Source organism: Aliiroseovarius sp. xm-d-517 (genome assembly GCF_013283135.1).
In the GTDB taxonomy this organism is placed as follows: domain Bacteria; phylum Pseudomonadota; class Alphaproteobacteria; order Rhodobacterales; family Rhodobacteraceae; genus Aliiroseovarius; species Aliiroseovarius crassostreae.
Map to the genome: position 1 here is coordinate 2,587,466 of NZ_WBXT01000001.1, position 20,035 is coordinate 2,607,500.

A 20,035-nucleotide genomic window follows, 5' to 3' on the forward strand; every position below is an offset into this window, starting at 1 on the left:
GCTTAGATATGAACGCCGACAGCTACGTCACGGAAGACGGGCGCACCATTGGCCCGGTGGTCATGGATTTGAAGAATATCACGCTGCGGTTTGGTGGTGTGGTTGCGATCAAGGACATCAGCTTCAACATTCGTGAGGGCGAGATCCGCGCGATCATCGGTCCGAACGGGGCTGGTAAGTCCTCGATGCTGAACGTGATCTCGGGGTTTTATAAACCTCAAGAAGGCGAGGTTTGGTTCCGCGGCGCAAAACGCCCGCCGATGCGCCCCTATCAGGTGGCACAGCAGGGCCTGGCCCGGACCTTCCAGAACATCGCGTTGTTTGACGGCATGACCGTTCTGGACAACATCATGACCGGCCGTCTGAACCACATGAAAGCCAACCTGTTTGAGCAGGCGATCTGGAAAGGCAAAGCCGAGAAGGAAGAGCTGGCCAACCGTGAGATCTGCGAAAAGGTCATCGACTTCCTGGAAATTCAGCATATCCGCAAAACCCCGGTGGGGCGTTTGCCATATGGTCTGAAAAAGCGGGTGGAGCTGGCGCGTGCGCTGGCAGCGGAACCGTCGCTGCTTCTGCTCGACGAGCCGATGGCCGGCATGAACGTTGAGGAAAAAGAAGACATGTCGCGCTTCATCCTCGACATGAATGACGAATTTGGCACCACCATCGCCCTGATCGAACATGACATGGGTGTGGTTATGGACCTGTCCGACCGTGTGGTCGTGATGGATTACGGTAAGAAAATTGGGGACGGCACCCCGGACGAGGTGCGCAACAACCAGGATGTGATCGACGCCTATCTCGGCGTGGCACACGACTAAGGGGGGAGACATGTCTGATCAATTGCTCTTTGCAGCGGAAGTCACCCTGAACGGCCTGATGGCCGGGGTTCTTTACGCACTCGTCGCACTGGGGTTTGTCTTGATTTTCAAGGCGTCCGGTATCTTCAACTATGCTCAGGGTGTGATGGCGCTGTTCGCGGCCATGACGCTGGTGGGTATCCAAAACGGTCAGGTTCCGTTTTCGCACCTGATCAACGCCATCTTCGGCACTGAGATCCACCACTTCCCGTGGCACGTGCCCTCGATCATCGCGATCATCCTTGCCGCTGGCGTGATGGTTGGCTTTGCCTGGGTGGTGGAGCGTTACATCCTCAAACACCTTGTCGGCCAGCCTGACATCATCCTGTTCATGGCGACCATCGGTCTGGCCTATTTCATGGAAGGTTTCGGGGACATCATGTGGGGTTCTGAAATCAAGACGCTGGATGTGGGTCTGCCGGCCGGTCTGAACGAGACCATCGACAGCGTGACCTACAACTGGTTCGGCTATGGGTTCTTCATCGACAACCTTGATATCGTTGCCGCCGTGATTGCTGCCCTTCTGGTGGCTGCGCTGACCATCTTCTCGCAATACTCCAAACAGGGCCGGGCGCTGCGCGCTGTGGCAGATGATCACTCGGCCGCGCTGTCGGTTGGTATCTCGCTGCGCTTCATCTGGGTTCTGGTCTGGTCGATTGCAGGCTTTGTGGCGCTGGTCGCTGGTATCATGTGGGGCGCCAAGTCCGGTGTGCAGTTCTCGCTGTCGCTGATCGCGCTGAAGGCCCTGCCGGTTCTGATGCTGGGCGGCTTCACCTCGATCCCGGGCGCCATTATCGGCGGTCTGATCATCGGTGTGGGTGAGCAGCTTTTCGAATTTGCCATTGGTCCGCTGATCGGTGGCGCGACGCAGAACTGGTTCGCCTACGTTCTTGCGCTCGTCTTCCTTATCTTCCGGCCGCAAGGCCTGTTCGGCGAAAAAATCATCGAAAGGGTCTGATCCATGTTTTACCGTGAAGCTGGTGATTTCAAAACATCCTACCAGGACGACAACCAGACCTTTCCGATCCGTCTGGACCGGGCTGGCTATTGGGTCGCAATGGCAGTTGCCTTCCTGATCATTCCGTTCATTGTGAACGACTACTGGGTCAACTCAATCTTTGCCCCCTTCTTCATCTACGCCATTGCGGCGCTGGGCCTGAACATCCTGACGGGCTATGCCGGTCAGGTGTCGCTGGGCACCGGGGGCTTTATGGCGGTGGGGGCTTATGCCTGCTACAAGCTGATGGTCGCCTTTCCAGAGATCAACATCGTGTTCCACGTGTTGATTGCCGGTGGCATCACCGCGGTTGTGGGTGTTCTGTTCGGCCTGCCGTCGCTGCGCATCAAGGGGTTCTACCTCGCTGTGGCCACGCTTGCCTCGCAGTTCTTCCTGGTGTGGCTCTTTAACAAGGTGCCGTGGTTCTACAACTACTCGGCATCGGGTCAGATCAACGCGCCGGAACGCACCGTGTTTGGCATCATCGTAACCGGTCCCAACACCGACGCCTGGGCGAAATACCTGATCTGTCTGGTGTTCCTGGTGGCGCTGGCCTGGGTGGCCCGCAACCTGACGCGCGGCATGACCGGTCGGAAATGGATGGGCATTCGTGATATGGATATCGCGGCTGAGATCATCGGGGTGAACCCGCTGATGGCCAAGATGTCGGCCTTTGCGGTCAGCTCATTCTTCATCGGCGTGGCCGGGGCCCTGTTCTTCTCGGTCTACCTCGGTGCGGTTGAAGCAGGTGAGAGCTTCGGGATCTCCAAATCGTTCCTGATCCTCTTCATGATCATCATTGGTGGTCTGGGCTCGATCTTCGGGGCCTTTGCAGGGGCGGCCTTCATGGTGCTGATGCCGGTTCTTCTGAAGAACGTGCTGGTGGGTGGCCTCGGCTGGCCGACCGACCTGGCAGCCCATTTCGAATTCATGATCGTGGGGGGGCTGATCGTGTTCTTCCTGATCGTGGAACCGCATGGTCTGGCCCAACTGTGGCGCCTGACCAAAGAGAAACTGCGTCTGTGGCCATTCCCCCACTAATTGGGAACGGCCCCTGACGGGGAAAAAGATTGGTCTTCCGGTTCATGAGGAGCGGACCGGACGACCGAAACCAAAGTGACCCATAACGGGCACGATATTTTTGCTAATCTAGGGAGGAAGCAAATGACCTTTAAGAAAGTTGCAGCGGCGTCGGTTGCCGCGCTGATGGTAGGCGCACCGGCAATGGCCGATCTCGTTTTCCCGTCGCTGAGCTATCGCACCGGCCCCTTTGCCGCTGGTGGCATTCCTTACGCCGACGGTTTTGCCGACTACATGACCCTGCTCAACGAGCGTGATGGTGGTGTGGGTGGCGTAAAGATCGCCGTGCCGGAATGTGAAACCGCTTACAACACCGAAAAAGGTGTGGAATGCTATGAATCGACCAAAGGCGAGGGCGCTCTTGCCTATAACCCGCTGTCGACCGGCATCACCTATCAGCTGATCCCGAAAGCGACCGCAGATGACATCCCGCTTTACACCCCGGGTTACGGTCGGACTTCGGCTGCCAACGGTAAAGTGTTCAGCCACGTGTTCAACTATCCGGCCAACTACTGGAACGGTGCCTCGGCTGCTGTGAACCACCTGCTGGATCTGAACGGCGGCGACCTGAACGGCAAGAAAGTGATCTTGCTGCACTTCAACGGTGCCTATGGTAAAGAGCCGATCCCGACCCTGACCAAGCTGGGCGAAAAACACGGCTTCAACTTCTCGGCCATCCCGGTTGACTATCCGGGTCAGGAGCAGAAGTCGCAGTGGCTGCAGATCCGCCGTGAGCGTCCGGACTATGTTCTGTTCTGGGGCTGGGGCGTGATGAACCAGGTGGCCATTCAGGAAGCTGCCAACATCCGCTTCCCGCTGGAAAACATGATCGGTGTCTGGTGGTCGGGTGCTGAGCACGACGTGAAACCGGCTGGTGACGCTGCAAACGGCTACAAGGCTGTTGCCTTCCACGGTGTTGGCTCAGACTATCCGGTCTTTGGCGACATCCAGAAATATGTTGTGGACGCAGGCAAAGCCGCCGGTAACGGCGACAATGTCGGCACCGTGATCTACAACCGTGGCGTTTACGCTGCGATGGTGCTGGCCGAAGCTGCCCGCAAAGCGCAGGAGATCCACGGTGTGAAAGACATCACCTCGGGTCAGATGCGTGATGGTTTGGAGCAGCTGGAAATCACCGATGCCCGCATGAAAGAACTGGGCATGGAAGGCTTCGGCCCGGCATTCTCGGTATCGTGTGAAAACCACGGTGGCCCCGGCACTGCTGCGATCTCGCAGTGGGATGCAGGCAAAGGCACCTGGTCGCTGATCTCGGATTTCGGTCCGTCGGATATGGAAGTGATCCAGCCGCTGATCGACGCCGACTCGCAAGCCTACGCTGCTGAAAACAACATCGCTGAGCGCTGCAACTAAGCCGCGATACGCGAAGGGTTCGGGCCATTTGGCCCGAACCATCCCATGAACGACTACGTTAAGGACGACCAATCATGCTGGACGCCGCGAAAGCAAAAGAGAACCTGCTCGAGGTCAACAATATCGAGGTGATCTACAATCACGTGATCCTCGTCCTGAAAGGTGTAAGCCTCTCGGTCCCGAAAGGGGGCATCACCGCGCTTCTGGGCGGGAACGGTGCAGGGAAGACCACCACGCTCAAAGCCATTTCCAACCTGTTGCAGGCAGAGCGGGGCGAGGTGACCAAGGGAACCATCGACCATATGGGCGAAAACATAGCCGAACTGAACCCGGCTGCGCTGGTGAAGCGCGGGGTTATTCAGGTGATGGAAGGCCGCCATTGTTTCGAACACCTGACAGTGGAAGAAAACCTTCTGACCGGGGCCTATACCCGCACGGATGGCCGTGCTGCCGTCGCAAAAGACCTGGAAATGGTCTATGAGTATTTCCCGCGCCTGGCAGAGCGCCGCAAGTCTCAGGCCGGCTACACCTCCGGTGGGGAACAACAGATGGTGGCCATGGGCCGCGCCATGATGTCACGCCCGGAAATGATCTTGCTGGATGAACCCTCGATGGGTCTTGCACCGCAGCTTGTGGAACAGATTTTCGAGATCGTGAAACGTCTGAACGAAGAGCAGGGCACAACCTTCCTTCTGGCTGAACAGAACACCAACGTGGCGCTGCGTTATGCCCATTACGGTTACATTCTGGAAAATGGCCGCATCGTGATGGACGGTCCCGCTGCTGAACTGCGCGAAAACCCGGATGTGAAAGAATTCTATCTCGGCATGTCCGATGAAGGGCGCAAGAGCTTCCGCGACGTGCGCTCCTACCGCCGTCGTAAGCGTTGGCTGGCCTGATCGCCCCTCAACGCCACCTTTAAAAGTTCCGTATCGCCGGTGGCTGCCGGCTCAGACAAGAGGTTTCACTCATGTCCAAGTATTTTGACGCGCTGGAAACCCGTTCCGCAGATGAACGCATCAGCGCATTGGCCGTTGCACTGCCCGCGCAGATCGCACGCGCACAGGCCCTCTCGGGCTATGGTGAAAGCCTCAAGGGGGTCGACGCCGCTTCGGTCAAAACCCTGGCTGATCTGGCCAAACTGCCGGTTCTGCGCAAGTCCGAGATCGGCAAGGCGCAGGCTGCAGATGGTCCTCTTGGTGGGTATGCTGCCCTGCCGACACATAAGTTTGCCCATATCTTCCAATCGCCCGGACCGATCTATGAACCCGGTGGGGTCGGACATGACTGGTGGCGCATGGGGCGGTTCCTCAATGCCTGCGGCATCGGGGAAGGCGACATTGTGCAGAACTGTTTCGGCTACCACCTGACCCCTGCGGGCATGATCTTTGAAAATGGCGCGCGTGCTGTTGGGGCTGCTGTGGTGCCGGCCGGAGTGGGCCAGACCGAGCTTCAGGTGCGCGCCGCGGCCGATATTGGCACCACTGCCTATGCCGGCACGCCGGATTATCTGAAGATCATTCTCGACCGTGCCGATGCAGATGGTGTGAAGCTCAAGATCACAAAGGCTGCCGTGGGGGGCGGGGCACTGTTCCCGAGCCTGCGTCAGGAATACGCCGATCGCGGCATCACCTGCCTGCAAAGCTATGCCACTGCCGATCTGGGCAACGTGGCTTATGAAAGCGACGCGATGGAAGGCATGATTGTCGATGAGGGCGTGATTGTCGAGATTGTGCGCCCCGGCACCGGTGATCCCGTGGCACCGGGAGAGGTGGGGGAAGTGGTGGTGACCACGCTCAACCCCGACTACCCGCTGATCCGCTTTGCCACCGGCGACCTGTCAGCGGTGATGGAAGGCGAAAGCCCCTGCGGTCGCACCAATATGCGTATCAAAGGCTGGATGGGTCGCGCTGACCAGACCGCCAAGATCAAAGGGATGTTCGTGCGCCCGGAACAGGTCGCCGATTTCGTGGCCAAGCATTCGGAAGTTGCGAAAGCCCGCGTGATTGCCACCCGTGAGGGCGAGATGGACGCGATGACCGTGCAGGTGGAAACCGACGCCACCGACCCGGCCCCGTTTGCCAAATCCGTGGCCGAGACACTGAAGCTGAAAGGCAAGATCGAGATCGTCGCCCGCGGCAGCCTGCCCAATGATGGTGTCGTGATCGACGATCAGCGGGTCTACGACTGATTAACCGAGTTGGTTTCTGCGGCTGCAGCCCTGACCGCATCCGCAGGACAAATCCCCGTCAGGTAACTTCTTCCTCCTGATGAACTGGGCCGAGCTTTGTCTCGGCCCTTTTTTCATAAGATGAGGTGGTTACTGGGGATCAGGTGTAGGGCGCTGCGGGTCACGCTGGGGCGTGTCACCGCGATCACGTGGATCGCGCGGTTCGGGGCAGGGATCCACCAAGGACCCATTGGCGTCATAATAAGCGGGATCCGCACATTCCCCACCATCGGGGACACAGACCGGCGGGGCCGCGGTTCCTGCAACCAGCACATATCCTTGTTCACATCCGATCGGCTCCCCTAGTTTGTTGAACACGGGATCCGCGCGAATGGGTTCGGGGGCGGGGGCCTGCGAACATGCGGCCATAAGGGCCATGACGCTCGCAAATGTGGAAAGGGTCTTGAAATGCATAATTGTTCTCCCTGTCTTCGAAGGTGGGTTGTGGTGCAATGCTTGTCCCGTCTGGAAACCGGGGGGCCTGTTCGTCATCCCTGATTTTTCACGTTATCCGAACAGGTGCTGGACATTAAGCATCTCAAACGCCTAACCTTCCTGCATATTTGCAGGTTACTATGCGCAGGCCTGGCTGCCACGGCTGGCCACAAGACCCGAGGTGCAGGATGGACTGGAGCCATTTGAAAGTCGTGATGGCGATTGCGCGCGCCGGAACACTGACGCAGGCCGCACAATTGCTGGAAATGGATCAGACCACCGTCGGGCGCCGCCTGAACGCGCTTGAAGCCCAGTTGGGAGAGATTTTGTTCGTCCGCTCCAAATCCGGCTTCATGGCGACAGATCAGGGGCGCATCGTGCTGGAACATGCCAGAAGCGTCGAAGCGATGCTGGAGCAGATGCAGGATGACCTGCGAGAGCAATCGGAAAATGTGGCCGGGGTTGTCAGGATCGTCAGCAATACCTGGATTTTGCAACGTCTGGCATGTCGTGCAGCGAAGGATATTCTGAACAGCCATCCAAGGCTTGAGCTGCGCCTTTCGGGGCGCCTGCCCCCCGTGCCGCCGCATGGCGAGGCAACCCTGTCCCTGTGGTTTGATGCGCCCCCGGCCGCGATGGAGTTTTCAACACCGTTTTGCATGTTGCCCTATGCGAGCTACAGGGCCTTCGATCTGCCCGCACAATCACTGCGATGGGTGCTGTTTCGGGATGATGACGCGCCGGGGCCAACCATGACGCGCCAGCTTAGGAAAAAGCTGGGTGAAAAGGTGCAGGTTCCACTGACGGCCACGGATGCCAGCATTTTGATGACGGCGGTTGAGGATGGCATTGGCAAGGGAGTGTTGCCGGAATGTCTGGGCGGTGAAAACCCCCGTCTGGTTCGGCTGCAGGAAGGGGAAGGCGCCATACAGATGGGCCGGGTGCTTCACCTGCATCGCAACCCGGACACGATGGAAAGCAAGCGGGTCAGGGCGGTGATCACTTGGCTCCAGGCGGCGATGCTACGTGACTTTGGGGCGCAGCTGATCACACCGGGCAAAACAGCTGCCCGCCCCGAATAGCGGCGCAAAGAAAAAGCCGCCCAGAAGGACGGCCTTTCAAATCGCTTGGCTGATGCCAAAACTCCGGGGATTAACCCTGACGAGCTTTGAAGCGGCGCTGCGTTTTGTTGATCACATAAACGCGGCCTTTGCGACGCACAACGCGGCAATCGCGATGGCGGTTTTTCAGCGAGCGGAGCGAGTTACGAACTTTCATGTCCTATCTCCTTCAACGCGGCGCTGCGGATTGCGCCTTGTGCTTCATTTTGCCAACACCTGATCGGGGACCCCGATAATCCGGTGCGGCGGTTCATGGTGGGCGATACTGGGATCGAACCAGTGACCCCTTCGATGTCAACGAAGTGCTCTACCGCTGAGCTAATCGCCCTGAAATCCTATCCGAAACAAGGTTTTCACCCTCTTTCAAACAACACAACGCGGGAAATCCCGCGCCGGTCCCGTCCCTATAAAAGGAGTCGGCGCAGGACGCAAGGGCTTTTGGTGAGAGTTTTTTTGCCTTTATATGAAAGACAGAAGACACCAGTGCGAGCAACCATGCAAAACCAACCTTACGCGCTATATCTGCCGGCTGAGCGATGCACCAGCGTTGTTTTTGCGTCCCCCCATTCCGGGCGGGCCTATGAGCAGTCTTTTCTGCGCGCGACCCTTCTGGACCAGTGGCAGATCCGTTCCTCTGAGGATGCGTTTGTGGACATGCTGTTTGCCGATGTGCCGCTGTTCGGAGCCCCGTTTCTGGTGGCCAATGCACCGCGGGCCTATGTCGATCTCAATCGTGGGGCCGAAGAACTTGACCCGGCCCTGGTGCGCGGGGTGCGGCGACAGGCGCTGAATGCGCGGATTGCCTCGGGCTTGGGGGTGATCCCCCGCGTGGTGGCCGGTGCGCGCCCGATCTATCATGGCAAGATCAGCCTGAGCGAGGCCCAGCAACGCCTGTCCGAGGTCTGGTTCCCCTATCATGACCAGCTGCAGCGCCTTCTTGATGATTGCCATCGCCAGTTTGGTCAGGCCGTGTTGATCGACTGTCATTCCATGCCGCATGAGGCAGTGCGCAATGTGACCTATAAGGGCGTGCGCCCCGATATTGTCCTCGGGGATCGTTATGGCGCGGCGGCCTCGGCCGGGATTGTGAAACTGGTGGCCTCTGCTTTCGAAGCCCAGGGGTTCAGCGTTGCGCTGAACACGCCCTTCGCGGGCGCCTATATGGCGCAGCATTATGGCCGCCCGACATATCATCAGCATGTGGTGCAGGTTGAGATTGATCGCGCGCTTTATATGAACGAAGGCATGGTGCGGCCGAATGGGCAGTTTGATCAGGTCAGAACGCGGCTGACGAAAGTGGCGCAGGATATCTGTCAGATCGGGTGTTCTGAAGAGCGGCTCGCGGCGGAATAGCCGCATAGGCGTTTTGGCTTTGGCACCCCAAACGGACATCCGCGCGCTTTATTTGCGCAAAGCCCGTCCCTTGACGATAAGCGTCTTGCCAAAGCGCGCGCGGATCTCATCCGTGGCCCGTTCAGCGGCCCGCCGTTGGCGCGCTTGCGGGTCAAGCAGGTCATCGGTCAGATCGGCCCCCTCAGCCCCCACCAGATCGCTGATCCCGACGCCGATCAGGCGAAACGGCCCTTCGCTGAGCGCCCGTTCCAGCAAAGGACGTGCGGTGCGATAAATCCGGTCAGCGGATTGGGTGCTGTCGCCAAGGCTCACCCGCCGGGTCAGGCTGGCATGATTGGCGCGTTTCAGTTTCAGGGTAACCACCCGCCCCGCCTTACCCTTGGCCTTGGCGCGGTCTGACACCTGTTCGGCCAGGCGCCACAGATGTCCGTCCAGAAGTTCAAGCGCCCCGGTGTCTTCATAAAACGTGGTTTCCTTTGAAATTGATTTGACCGGGGCATGGGCCGAGACCCGCCTCCGGTCCTCGCCACGGGCCAGATGGAAAAGTCGGGTCCCCATTGAGCCGAACCGTGCCACCAGATCGCTTTCGTCCCAGCGCAGCAGGTCGGTAAAGGTGCGGATGCCAGCGCGCTCCAGCTGGGTCTGGGCGGCGGGGCCAACCCCCCAGATCATTCGCACCGGCTTATCGCGCAGGAAATCCATGGTCTCGGCTTTGCCGATCACGGAAAACCCCCGCGGCTTGTCGAGGTCCGACGCCACTTTGGCGAGGAATTTATTGTGTGAAAGCCCGATGGAACCAGTCAGGCCCAGCTCATCTTTCATCCGCTTCACGAGGCCCGCCAGCATCACCGCCGGGGGGTTGCCATGCAGCTTGGCGGTGCCGCTCATGTCCAGAAAGGCCTCATCGAGCGACAGGGGTTCAATCGACGGCGTCAGCTCCTCCATCATTGCGCGGATCTGTTTTGAAATGGCCGCGTAATGGCTGCCACGTGGTTTGATGACAACCGCATCAGGGCAGAGCTTCAGAGCCTGAAACATCGGCATCGCTGATTTCACGCCGCGAATGCGCGCCACATAGCAGGCGGTTGACACCACGCCGCGCCTTCCACCCCCGATGATGACGGGCTTGTCGGCCAGATCCGGATTGTCGCGTTTTTCGACCGATGCGTAAAAGGCGTCACAATCCATATGCGCGATGGAAAGGTCAAAAAGCTCTGGATGGGAGGTCAGGCGCGGGCTGCGACAGACCGGACAGCGCCGCGTCGGCGGGTCTGTTTCAAAGGGGGTCAGGCAGGATCGGCACAGGCTGGGCATGGCCTGATCATATCCAAGCATACGCGGGGGTGAAAGGGGAACATGCGGGCCGGAGGCCGGTGCAACCGCCGGGTCGTATGCCGGGCAGGATATTGTATTTCCCCGAGGATACGACCATATGTTGTGGAAATTGAAACTATTATGATTGACGAGGGATAAAATGAACGAACTTCTTGGTGGCGGTAATATTGTTTTGCTGGTCTTTGCCGCCTTTCTGATCCTGACGGTTTTCAAGGGCGTCAAGATTGTTCCGCAAAGTCAGAAATTCGTGGTTGAACGTTTTGGGCGCCTGCAGGCGGTTCTGGGGCCGGGGATCAACTTTCTGGTGCCGTTCCTTGATGTGGTGCGCCACAAGGTCTCGATCCTGGAACGCCAGCTGCCGACGAACTCTCAGGACGCCATCACCTCCGACAACGTGTTGGTGCAGGTGGATACGTCGGTGTTTTATCGCATTCTGGAGCCGGAAAAGACGGTTTACCGTATCCGTGACGTGGATGCGGCAATTGCCACGACGGTTGCCGGGATTGTTCGGGCCGGGATCGGTGAGATGGAGCTGGACGAGGTGCAGTCGAACCGCCAGCAGCTGATTGCCAAGATCAAGCAACAGGTTGCGGATGCGGTGGATGACTGGGGGATCGAAGTGACCCGTGCTGAAATCCTCGACGTGAATCTTGATGCAGCCACCCGCGAAGCAATGCTGCAACAGCTGAATGCGGAACGCGCGCGCCGCGCGCAGGTGACCGAGGCCGAGGGTAAGCGCCGTGCGGTGGAACTTTCTGCGGATGCCGAACTTTATGCCGCCCAGAAAGAAGCAGAGGCACGCCGGATCTCGGCAGATGCCGAAGCCTATGCAACACAGGTTGTGGCCAAGGCGATCAAGGAAAATGGTATTGAGGCAGCGCAATATCAGGTCGCTCTGAAACAGGTCGAGGCGCTGGCCATTGTGGGCAAGGGCGAGGGCAAACAGACTGTGCTTCTGCCGTCCAATGCGCTGGATGCCTTCGGGGATGCCTTTAAATTGCTGAAAGGTAAATCCTGATGCTCTGGCATGAATGGTGGGTCTGGGCGGCCGGTGCCATTGGCCTGGTGATCCTTGAAATCTTCGTGCCAGGTTTCGTCTTTCTGGGCTTTGCCGCCGGGGCTGCGGTCGTGGCGCTGTTGACCCTGATTGGCCCCTCAATCGGTCTGCCCGCCCTGTTGGTGATCTTTGGGGCTGTGTCGGTCATCGCCTGGTTGATCATGCGCCGTGCATTCGGGGTGCGGGACGGGCAGTCGAAAAGTTTCGACCGCGACATCAACGAGTAGCCGCGTTGTCAGGGCGCGCGCCGGTCTCAACCGGCGCGGGTTCGTAAAAATAGGGCAAGGTGTCATGCAGCGCCTCGCCCTTCATCAGCCAGGACAGGCCAAAAGCCCAAAGGGCAACACTTTCTGCCCAGAAGGTGAAATGCCAGCCATTGTCCCAAACATGCCCCAGCTCTGGAAACACCAGTTTGACGCCCCCTACCAGGGCCACCATGGCATAGATGACCCAGCCAAATAGCCGGTAACACAGGTTGCGCCGCTCTTTTTGCATGCTGCAGGGTGGGGCGGTGCAGCGGGTGAACAAGGTATGGGACATGACGCCGAGGCTGGTCAGGAACAGGCCGGCGGCTCCAAGATGCAGTGCGGCTTGCAGGCGGTCATCAGCAATCAGTTGATCCATCAGGGTCTGAGGCGGATAGCATGTTGCCTGCAGGCAATTGGTTGGGACCGCGGCCATGAACAGAACGCTGGCCCCGGCCAAGTTCGAAACACGGCGATCCGTCAGCCACTCGCCATTCATTGCAGGATATCCCTGATAGGCCAGCAAAAACAGTCCGACCCCGGCCGCGGCGCCGATGAAGATTTCGCGCAAGGGGGAGTAGTAGAATTCGGAAATGGAATTCTTCATGGGCATCTGCGCAATCATCGCCCCCAGCATGAGAACAATTGGCAGGCCAAGGCCAATTGCGCCGATTGACCGGCGCAGGCGCAACATGGTGGCAAGGTCGGGGCCGTGGTGGCGGGACATGATACAGGGGCCTCGTGCTCAAAGGGCGTGGTGCCACGGCATGTCACGCCGCGTGTCACCAACTACGAGGCCATGTTCCTGAGAGGGCGGTCGCAGGGCAAATCGCGTTTGCTCACATCTTGAGGAGCGGGGCGGAGGGGAGGGGCGTTGCCCCTCGGCCTGACGGCCTCACCCCAGGATATTTGTAACCAGAAAATATGACAGCAGGTCAGTGCTGTGTCAGCGGCGTGGCGAGTTCTGCAAGGATCGCTTCGGCGGCCGCGCGCGGGTTGGCGGCGTTGCGGATCGGACGACCTACCACGATGTGATCGACGCCGTCGGCCACGGCCTGCGCCGGGGTTGCGACGCGTTTCTGGTCCCCGAGAGCGGCACCTGCGGGGCGTACGCCGGGGGTGACAATCAGCTTGCCTTCGGCCTCGGGCAGGGCGCGGATGAGTGCGGCTTCTTGTGGTGAGGCAATCACCCCATCGGCGCCGGCGTCCATCGCGCGGGCGGCGCGTTCGAGCACAAGATCCTGCACGTCACCGGGTTTGATCAGGCTGGCATCCAGATCAGCGCGATCCAACGAGGTGAGGATGGTCACGGCGAGGATCTTCATGTCTTTGCCGCCTTTGCCTTCCTGCGCGGCGCGCACCACATGCGGGTCGCCATGCACGGTCAGGAAATCCAGGTCGAATTGAGCAAGCCCGCGCACCGCTGCTTCGACCGTATTGCCGATGTCGAAGAGTTTCATGTCGAGGAAGATTTTCTTGCCCTGTTCGGATTTCAGCTCATTGGCAAGTGCAAGTCCGCCTCCGGTCAGCATGCCGAGGCCGATCTTGTAGAAACTGACAGCATCCCCCAGGGTTTCAGCCAGCTTCAGCCCCTCCAGCGCATTGGGGACATCAAGGGCAACAATCAGGCGGTCATCGGCTTTGGTGGTCATGGCAGGCTCCTACTTGGTCCTGCCTCTCCTACTGCGCGTGTGCGACAAAGGCAAATGGCAGATGAATGGTCAGGCCACGAGCGTGATGTTCTGGGGGTGGAATGCGGTGTTTTCGGCAAGATCAACGCAATCCGGCAGGCGCCGGGCCTGGCGCAAGGCCTCACGGGCAAGGGAGAGCAATTGATGGTCGCGGGGTTGGTCCGGGCCGATGTCGGTCCGACACAGGAACTGCGCGCGGGTGGTGATATCGGTTTCCGATGTGCCAAGTGTTAGGACAACAGAGGCGTTTAGCTTTTGCTCCGCCTCGTTAAATGTGACCCCGGAAATGGTAATGGATGTGATCATCATGGCCCCTCTCATGGCCCCAATATCAGGGACAAGACAGCGATGTTTCAGGGTAATTTCCGAACAGCATTCCCCGCGAAAAGACACCACTTGCATTCAACCAAAAGGATGCCCATCTGACTTATGAGGCCCGAACCGGGGTGTGCCGCAACAGTGGGCATCCTTTCTCTCGGGCGCTTGAGATAAGGAGAATGATATGGACGTATCGAAATTCACCGAGCGGTCGCGTGGGTTTATTCAGGCCGCCCAGACCATCGCCATGCGCGAGAATCACCAGCGCCTTGTTCCCGAACATGTTTTGAAGGCCCTTCTGGATGACGAAGAAGGGATGAGTGCCAACCTGATCCGCAAGGCAGGTGGGGCGCCGGAACGTGTGCTGGCGGCACTTGAGGAGCGGATGGCGAAGCTGCCCAAAGTGTCCGGCGAGGGTGCGCAGGTCTATATGGACAATTCGATCGCGGTTCTGGTGGATGAGGCGGGCAAACTGGCCAAGCAGGCCGGGGACAGTTTCGTGCCGGTTGAGCGACTGCTGACCGCGTTGGCTGTTGTGAAGTCAAAGGCGCGTGATGCGCTGGAAGCGGGCGGTGTGGATGCAAAATCGCTCAATGCTGCGATCAATGATCTGCGTCAGGGGCGCACGGCGGACAGCGCCAGTGCCGAAGACAGCTATGAAGCGCTTTCGAAATATGCCCGTGACCTGACCGAGGTGGCGCGGGAAGGCAAGATTGACCCGATCATTGGCCGCGATGAGGAAATTCGTCGCTCGATGCAGGTGCTGTCACGTCGCACCAAGAACAATCCGGTTCTGATCGGGGAGCCCGGCGTGGGGAAAACCGCCATTGCCGAAGGGCTTGCCCTGCGCATCGTCAATGGCGATGTGCCGGAAAGCCTGCGCAACAAGCGTCTGCTGGCGCTTGATATGGGGGCGCTGATTGCCGGTGCGAAATATCGCGGTGAATTTGAGGAACGCCTGAAAGCGGTGCTGAACGAGGTAACCGCTGCGGCGGGTGAGATCATCCTTTTCATCGATGAAATGCACACGCTGGTCGGTGCCGGGAAGTCGGATGGCGCGATGGATGCGGCCAACCTGATCAAACCTGCGCTTGCCCGCGGGGAACTGCACTGTGTGGGTGCCACCACGCTGGATGAGTATCGCAAATATGTGGAAAAAGACGCGGCCCTTGCCCGCCGGTTCCAGCCGGTGATGGTTGAGGAACCCACTGTCGAAGACACGATTTCGATCCTGCGCGGCATCAAGGAGAAATACGAGCTGCACCATGGGGTGCGGATCTCGGACAGTGCGCTGGTGTCGGCGGCCACGCTGTCGCATCGCTATATCACTGACCGCTTCCTGCCGGACAAGGCGATTGACCTTGTGGACGAAGCCGCCAGCCGTCTGCGCATGGAAGTGGACAGCAAACCCGAGGAGCTGGACGCGCTGGACCGTCAGATCATGCAGATGCAGATCGAAGGGGAAGCGTTGAAGCTTGAAGATGACAAAGCGTCCAAAGACCGCCTTGAGAAGCTTGAGCAGGAACTGGGGGATCTTCAGGAGAAATCCGCGTCCCTGACGGCCAAATGGCAGGCGGAACGGGCCAAGCTGGAAGGTGCGCGTGAGTTGAAGGAGCATCTCGACCGCGCCCGCGCCGAACTTGATATCGCCAAGCGGGATGGCAACCTCGCCCGCGCGGGGGAGCTGTCTTATGGCATCATCCCCGAGCTTGAGAAGAAACTCGAGGCGGCCGAGGATGCAGACAGCGATATGATGGTCGAAGAGGCGGTGCGCCCTGAGCAGATTGCCTCGGTGGTGGAGCGCTGGACGGGTATTCCGACCTCGAAAATGCTTGAGGGCGAACGCGAGAAGCTTTTGCGTATGGAAGAGGATCTGCACCGTCGCGTGATCGGCCAGCATTCCGCCGTGAAAGCAGTGTCGAACGCTGTGCGCCGCGCGCGCGCCGGGCTGAATGATGAAAACCGCCCGCTGGGCAGTTTCCTGTTCCTCGGGCCGACCGGCGTGGGGAAAACCGAGCTGACCAAAGCTGTGGCGGAGTTCCTCTTTGATGATGACAGCGCGATGGTGCGCATTGATATGTCCGAGTTCATGGAGAAACACGCGGTGGCCCGCCTGATCGGTGCGCCTCCGGGCTATGTCGGTTATGACGAAGGCGGTGTTCTGACCGAAGCCGTGCGGCGACGTCCCTATCAGGTTGTGCTGTTCGACGAGGTCGAAAAGGCGCACCCCGACGTGTTCAACGTGCTGTTGCAGGTCCTGGATGATGGGGTGCTGACCGATGGTCAGGGTCGAACGGTTGATTTCAAGCAGACGCTGATCATCCTGACGTCGAACCTTGGCGCGCAGGCGCTCAGCCAGCTGCCGGATGGGGCGGATGCCTCGGACGCAAAGCGCGATGTGATGGATGCGGTGCGGACACATTTCCGGCCCGAGTTCCTGAACCGGCTGGATGAGACGATCATATTTGACCGTCTGGGACGAGCGGATATGGATGGCATTGTCGAAATCCAGCTTGCGCGTCTGGGCAAGCGTCTGGCGCGGCGGAATATCTCGCTTGATCTGGACAAGGGTGCGATGACCTGGCTGGCGGATGAAGGGTATGATCCCGTGTTCGGTGCGCGTCCTTTGAAACGCGTAATCCAGCGCGCGCTGCAGGACCAATTGGCAGAAATGCTTCTGGCCGGGGATGTGATGGATGGCGACACGATCTCTGTCACCGCCGGGGCCGAAGGGCTGATCATCGGCGACCGTGTTGGCAACACGAACCAGCAACCGCCCGAGGATGCAGTGGTGCATTAAACCACGCAAAACCAAGCAAGAGCCCGCTTTCCCGGCGGGCTCTTTTTTTGTTAAGGGTGAGGGACTTGAGCAGGAAGGGTCTGCAATGACAAAGAGAATGGAATGGGCGTCGCTTTTGAATACCGGACGTCACGGCAAACCGGGACAGGCAGAAGACCTCGCGCGACCGAATTATACGATAGACGCGGACCGCATCACCTTCTCAGCGCCGTTTCGCAGGTTGGCCAACAAAACGCAGGTGCATCCCCTTTACGACAATGACCACCTGCGCCATCGGTTGATCCATTCGGCCGAGGTTGCCAGCGTCGGGCGCAGTCTTGGAATGCTGGTTGGCCACTGGCTTGAAACCCAGGGGGAAATCGACAGCGGGAAAGCGCATATGGTGGCCGGAATTGTTCATGCTGCCTGCCTGGCACATGATATCGGCAACCCGCCGTTTGGTCATTCGGGTGAAGAGAGCATGAGCGGCTGGTTTGCCGAGAAATTTGCCCAAGGCTCCGGGCTCTTCAAGGACATACCCGCCCCCTTGCAGCTGGAATTTACCGCCTTCGAGGGGAACGCGCAGGGCCACCGGATCGTGACCCGGCTGGAGATGTATCGCGGCGAAGTGGGGATGGATCTGTCCCATGCGGTGATCGGTGCGTTTTCGAAATATCCGATGTCCGCCAGCACCTCGGCCGCAATCCAGAAAGCCAAAGAAGATGAGGGGGTGCCCGCAGATGAGGTCAAAAGACACATCTATGCCGGAGCAAAGAAGTTTGGATTTTTTGAGGGAGAGCGTGTCACTTTTGCCAAAACCGCTCAGGCGTTGGGTCTGATCGAAGAGACCGGCCCGGATGGGCAAAGCTGGTGGCGACGCCATCCGCTTGTCTGCCTGGTCGAAGCGGCGGATGACATTTGTTATAATATCGTGGATCTCGAAGATGGGTTCACGGCAGGGGATCTGAGCTTTGATGAGGTGCGCGCGCTTTTGTTGCCGTTGATCCAAACCAAACCCAATGATGATGATCTGGGCGCGCATAGGGAATATGAAAAGATCTCGCATTTCCGTGCTATGGCAATTGGTGGGGCGATCTGGGCCAGCTTTGAGGCATTCAAGGCGCATTACGATGCCATTATGGCGGGGCAATATTCTGGTGAACTGATCGACGATTCTCAATTGGGTGAAGAATTTCGAAAAATTCGGAACGTGGCTGGGAAGCAATTGTTCGTGGCGCCGCGAAAGACCAAGCTTGAGGTGCGTGGTCGCAATGTCATTCGGCGTGTTCTGGACGGTATCTTGCCGGTGTTCAACGCCTTGCAGGCCTGCAATTGGGAGGCTTCAAACCTGCCGGAATACGAACAGAAACTGACACGCGCGCTGGATCTGGATCTACGAGGAATTGAGAGCGAATACTCTGCCCTGCATGTCATGGCGGATTACGTGTCAGGCATGACCGATCGCTATGCGGTAGAGGTGGCCAAGCTGGTGTCCGGCACCTGAAAGGCATAAAAAAGGCCCCTGCCGTTGGGGGACGGCAGGGGCAAGGGGCGTGAGTGGCAGAGACGTGGGGTTACATCTCTGAGGGGATAATGCCGGCCTCACGCGCCGCAGCCAGTTCCTCAACGCTCAGCGTGCCGTCATCATCCGTGTCGGCCTGCGAAAACGTATCGGTGCTGATCTGGTCATAGACAGCCACCAGTTCCTCCATGGTGATCTGGCCGTCTTCGTTGGTGTCAATCTGGGTGTCGGCCAGAGCAATCCCTGCGCTTGCAATAAAGGTCAGCGGGATGAGGGGGAAAAGTTTCATGGTTCTCTCCGTTTTTGTTCCGTGAGTGGTTTGTGAGTGGTGCGCCCCGTGGGGCACGGGCTTATCTGGCGCAATGCGGTTCCCCTGTGCATCGGTAATCGTCAAATCGGGTGTTTTGAGCGTGGATTTGCGAGAAAGCGCACCACCTGCGCGCGAGAAATTGCGCAGAAAAGCACCAAGATGGGATATTGGCGAAAGCTCACCTATGGTGCGCGCGGGTTTTGGCGAAAAGTTGCTTAAATCACAGTGGCTTGCCTGCTTGGCGGGAGTTTGCTTCCGTAGGGGCAACCTTCTGCGGCTGAGCCGTGTTGGCGGCGCTGCCCAAAGCTGAGAAGGGGTGCACCGCAGGGGAGGGGAGACGATTTGGTGGAGGCTGCACCCTCTGTCCGAGAGCTCTTTAGAAACCGCAGTGATTGATGCAGGCAGGTAATAAGGATGGATTGTTACAATGCGCCAACGCGGACGTGAGGTGATGTGCTTTGGCATCTGTGACATGATGCACTACCTCTTTTGCAACAGACAGAAAAAGGTGCCCCGATGGCTTACTCGTCCAAACTGAAATATTCCGATGTCACGCCCAAGGCGGATTTTCTGAACCGACGCCAGCTGATGAAGGGGATCGGATCCGTGGCGCTGGGCACTGCCATCGGGGGCATTGCCGGTCCCGCAGTAGCGGCGGGCAAGTATTCCACCAATGCCAAACCCAATTCATTGGAAGATATCACCGCCTACAACAACTTCTACGAATTCGGCACCGGCAAAGGTGATCCCGCCACCTATGCGCACCGCCTGACCACGGCGCCCTGGTCAATCCAGATCGACGGGATGGTCGACAAGCCGGGCAATTATGGGTTGGAGGACATCCTTTCCAAGGTCAGCATCGAAGAGCGGATCTATCGGTTCCGCTGTGTCGAGGCGTGGTCGATGGTCATCCCGTGGAACGGGTTTGAACTGAACCAGCTTCTGAACCGGGCCGGGGTGCAATCCGGCGCCAAATATGTTGCATTTGAAACTGCGGTGCGCCCGGATGAAATGCCGGGCCTGCGCGGCAGCGGTATTGAATGGCCCTACCGTGAAGGGCTGCGTCTGGATGAGGCGATGCATCCGCTGACCTTGATGGCCACCGGTATCTACGGTGAGGACATGCCGAAACAGAACGGTGCGCCCATCCGGTTGGTGGTGCCGTGGAAATACGGGTTCAAGTCGATCAAATCGATTGTTCGGATCACCTTGACCGACAAGGAACCGCCCACCACCTGGAATATGCTGCAACCTTCGGAATATGGGTTCTACTCCAATGTGAACCCGACCGTCAGTCACCCCCGCTGGTCGCAGGCGTCCGAGCGCAAGAT

General features: G+C 58.8%; 20 protein-coding genes and 1 tRNA gene (1 of these 21 only partly in view). 13 read left to right on the forward strand and 8 right to left on the reverse strand.

Going from position 1 to position 20,035, the window contains the following annotated elements; translation table 11 throughout:
* Nucleotides 1–8: 8 nt before the first annotated feature.
* The 6 genes from XMD517_RS12270 to XMD517_RS12295 all read left to right on the forward strand — a co-directional run bounded on the left by XMD517_RS12270 (nucleotide 9) and on the right by XMD517_RS12295 (nucleotide 6,499).
* Nucleotides 9–821 carry an ABC transporter ATP-binding protein gene (locus XMD517_RS12270; protein WP_254450033.1) on the forward strand — a complete coding sequence of 271 codons (813 nt, stop codon included), beginning with the start codon at nucleotides 9–11 and terminating at the stop codon, nucleotides 819–821.
* A gap of 10 nt (nucleotides 822–831) precedes the next feature.
* Nucleotides 832–1,818, forward strand: coding sequence for a branched-chain amino acid ABC transporter permease (locus tag XMD517_RS12275; protein ID WP_173486722.1), 987 nt, complete (start codon nucleotides 832–834; stop codon nucleotides 1,816–1,818).
* Nucleotides 1,819–1,821: 3 nt separating this feature from the next.
* Nucleotides 1,822–2,898 (forward strand): branched-chain amino acid ABC transporter permease, encoded by a 1,077-nt coding sequence (locus XMD517_RS12280; protein ID WP_173486721.1) that lies wholly within the window; start codon nucleotides 1,822–1,824, stop codon nucleotides 2,896–2,898.
* A 123-nt stretch (nucleotides 2,899–3,021) separates the two neighbouring features.
* On the forward strand, nucleotides 3,022–4,308 hold the full coding sequence (locus XMD517_RS12285; protein WP_173486720.1) for an ABC transporter substrate-binding protein: 1,287 nt from the start codon (nucleotides 3,022–3,024) through the stop codon (nucleotides 4,306–4,308).
* Between the two features lie 74 nt (nucleotides 4,309–4,382).
* Nucleotides 4,383–5,207, forward strand: coding sequence for an ABC transporter ATP-binding protein (locus tag XMD517_RS12290; protein ID WP_055192730.1), 825 nt, complete (start codon nucleotides 4,383–4,385; stop codon nucleotides 5,205–5,207).
* Nucleotides 5,208–5,278: 71 nt separating this feature from the next.
* On the forward strand, nucleotides 5,279–6,499 hold the full coding sequence (locus XMD517_RS12295) for a phenylacetate--CoA ligase family protein (RefSeq protein ID WP_173486719.1): 1,221 nt from the start codon (nucleotides 5,279–5,281) through the stop codon (nucleotides 6,497–6,499).
* 129 nt (nucleotides 6,500–6,628) lie between these two features.
* Here the strand turns inward: XMD517_RS12295 and XMD517_RS12300 are convergent, their stop codons facing one another.
* Nucleotides 6,629–6,952: a hypothetical protein gene (locus tag XMD517_RS12300; RefSeq protein WP_173486718.1), complete on the reverse strand. Its 324-nt coding sequence runs from the start codon at nucleotides 6,950–6,952 to the stop codon at nucleotides 6,629–6,631.
* 209 nt (nucleotides 6,953–7,161) lie between these two features.
* Here XMD517_RS12300 and XMD517_RS12305 point away from each other — a divergent pair, with 209 nt between their 5' ends.
* Nucleotides 7,162–8,055: a LysR family transcriptional regulator gene (locus XMD517_RS12305; RefSeq protein WP_173486717.1), complete on the forward strand. Its 894-nt coding sequence runs from the start codon at nucleotides 7,162–7,164 to the stop codon at nucleotides 8,053–8,055.
* A 70-nt stretch (nucleotides 8,056–8,125) separates the two neighbouring features.
* On the opposite strand, the gene ykgO is transcribed toward XMD517_RS12305, so the two are convergent.
* Entirely contained in the window at nucleotides 8,126–8,251 is a 126-nt protein-coding gene (ykgO, locus tag XMD517_RS12310) for a type B 50S ribosomal protein L36 (protein ID WP_005850168.1), read from the reverse strand.
* A gap of 96 nt (nucleotides 8,252–8,347) precedes the next feature.
* Nucleotides 8,348–8,422: transfer RNA gene (locus XMD517_RS12315), tRNA-Val, on the reverse strand.
* Nucleotides 8,423–8,589: 167 nt separating this feature from the next.
* On the opposite strand from XMD517_RS12315, the gene XMD517_RS12320 reads away from it, so the two are divergent.
* Entirely contained in the window at nucleotides 8,590–9,447 is an 858-nt protein-coding gene (locus XMD517_RS12320) for an N-formylglutamate amidohydrolase (RefSeq protein WP_173486716.1), read from the forward strand.
* A gap of 48 nt (nucleotides 9,448–9,495) precedes the next feature.
* Here the strand turns inward: XMD517_RS12320 and XMD517_RS12325 are convergent, their stop codons facing one another.
* On the reverse strand, nucleotides 9,496–10,761 hold the full coding sequence (locus tag XMD517_RS12325) for a DNA polymerase IV (RefSeq protein ID WP_173486919.1): 1,266 nt from the start codon (nucleotides 10,759–10,761) through the stop codon (nucleotides 9,496–9,498).
* Nucleotides 10,762–10,921: 160 nt separating this feature from the next.
* Between XMD517_RS12325 and XMD517_RS12330 the strand changes: the two genes are divergently transcribed.
* Nucleotides 10,922–11,800: an SPFH domain-containing protein gene (locus tag XMD517_RS12330; RefSeq protein WP_173486715.1), complete on the forward strand. Its 879-nt coding sequence runs from the start codon at nucleotides 10,922–10,924 to the stop codon at nucleotides 11,798–11,800.
* Entirely contained in the window at nucleotides 11,800–12,066 is a 267-nt protein-coding gene (locus XMD517_RS12335; RefSeq protein WP_173486714.1) for an NfeD family protein, read from the forward strand. Before XMD517_RS12330 ends, XMD517_RS12335 begins: the two co-directional genes overlap by 1 nt.
* Here the strand turns inward: XMD517_RS12335 and XMD517_RS12340 are convergent.
* The 3 genes from XMD517_RS12340 to XMD517_RS12350 all read right to left on the reverse strand — a co-directional run bounded on the left by XMD517_RS12340 (nucleotide 12,056) and on the right by XMD517_RS12350 (nucleotide 14,084).
* Nucleotides 12,056–12,811, reverse strand: coding sequence for a hypothetical protein (locus tag XMD517_RS12340; protein ID WP_173486713.1), 756 nt, complete (start codon nucleotides 12,809–12,811; stop codon nucleotides 12,056–12,058). The two genes, XMD517_RS12335 and XMD517_RS12340, sit on opposite strands and share 11 nt — an antisense overlap.
* A gap of 208 nt (nucleotides 12,812–13,019) precedes the next feature.
* On the reverse strand, nucleotides 13,020–13,736 hold the full coding sequence (gene pyrF, locus XMD517_RS12345) for an orotidine-5'-phosphate decarboxylase (RefSeq protein ID WP_173486712.1): 717 nt from the start codon (nucleotides 13,734–13,736) through the stop codon (nucleotides 13,020–13,022).
* Between the two features lie 69 nt (nucleotides 13,737–13,805).
* Nucleotides 13,806–14,084 (reverse strand): hypothetical protein, encoded by a 279-nt coding sequence (locus tag XMD517_RS12350; RefSeq protein WP_173486711.1) that lies wholly within the window; start codon nucleotides 14,082–14,084, stop codon nucleotides 13,806–13,808.
* Between the two features lie 193 nt (nucleotides 14,085–14,277).
* On the opposite strand from XMD517_RS12350, the gene clpB reads away from it, so the two are divergent.
* Both clpB and dgt read left to right on the forward strand, forming a co-directional pair.
* On the forward strand, nucleotides 14,278–16,893 hold the full coding sequence (gene clpB, locus XMD517_RS12355; protein WP_173486710.1) for an ATP-dependent chaperone ClpB: 2,616 nt from the start codon (nucleotides 14,278–14,280) through the stop codon (nucleotides 16,891–16,893).
* 85 nt (nucleotides 16,894–16,978) lie between these two features.
* Nucleotides 16,979–18,376, forward strand: a complete 1,398-nt coding sequence (gene dgt / locus XMD517_RS12360; RefSeq protein WP_254449727.1) for a dGTP triphosphohydrolase — start codon at nucleotides 16,979–16,981, stop codon at nucleotides 18,374–18,376.
* Between the two features lie 70 nt (nucleotides 18,377–18,446).
* Here dgt and XMD517_RS15750 read toward each other — a convergent pair whose 3' ends face one another.
* Entirely contained in the window at nucleotides 18,447–18,683 is a 237-nt protein-coding gene (locus XMD517_RS15750) for a hypothetical protein (protein ID WP_055192718.1), read from the reverse strand.
* A gap of 537 nt (nucleotides 18,684–19,220) precedes the next feature.
* On the opposite strand from XMD517_RS15750, the gene msrP reads away from it, so the two are divergent.
* On the forward strand, nucleotides 19,221–20,035 hold the 5' portion of the coding sequence (gene msrP / locus XMD517_RS12370) for a protein-methionine-sulfoxide reductase catalytic subunit MsrP (protein WP_173486709.1). 106 nt of this gene lie beyond the right edge of the window; 815 of the gene's 921 nt are visible here — the first part of the coding sequence; its start codon is at nucleotides 19,221–19,223; its stop codon lies off the right edge, out of view.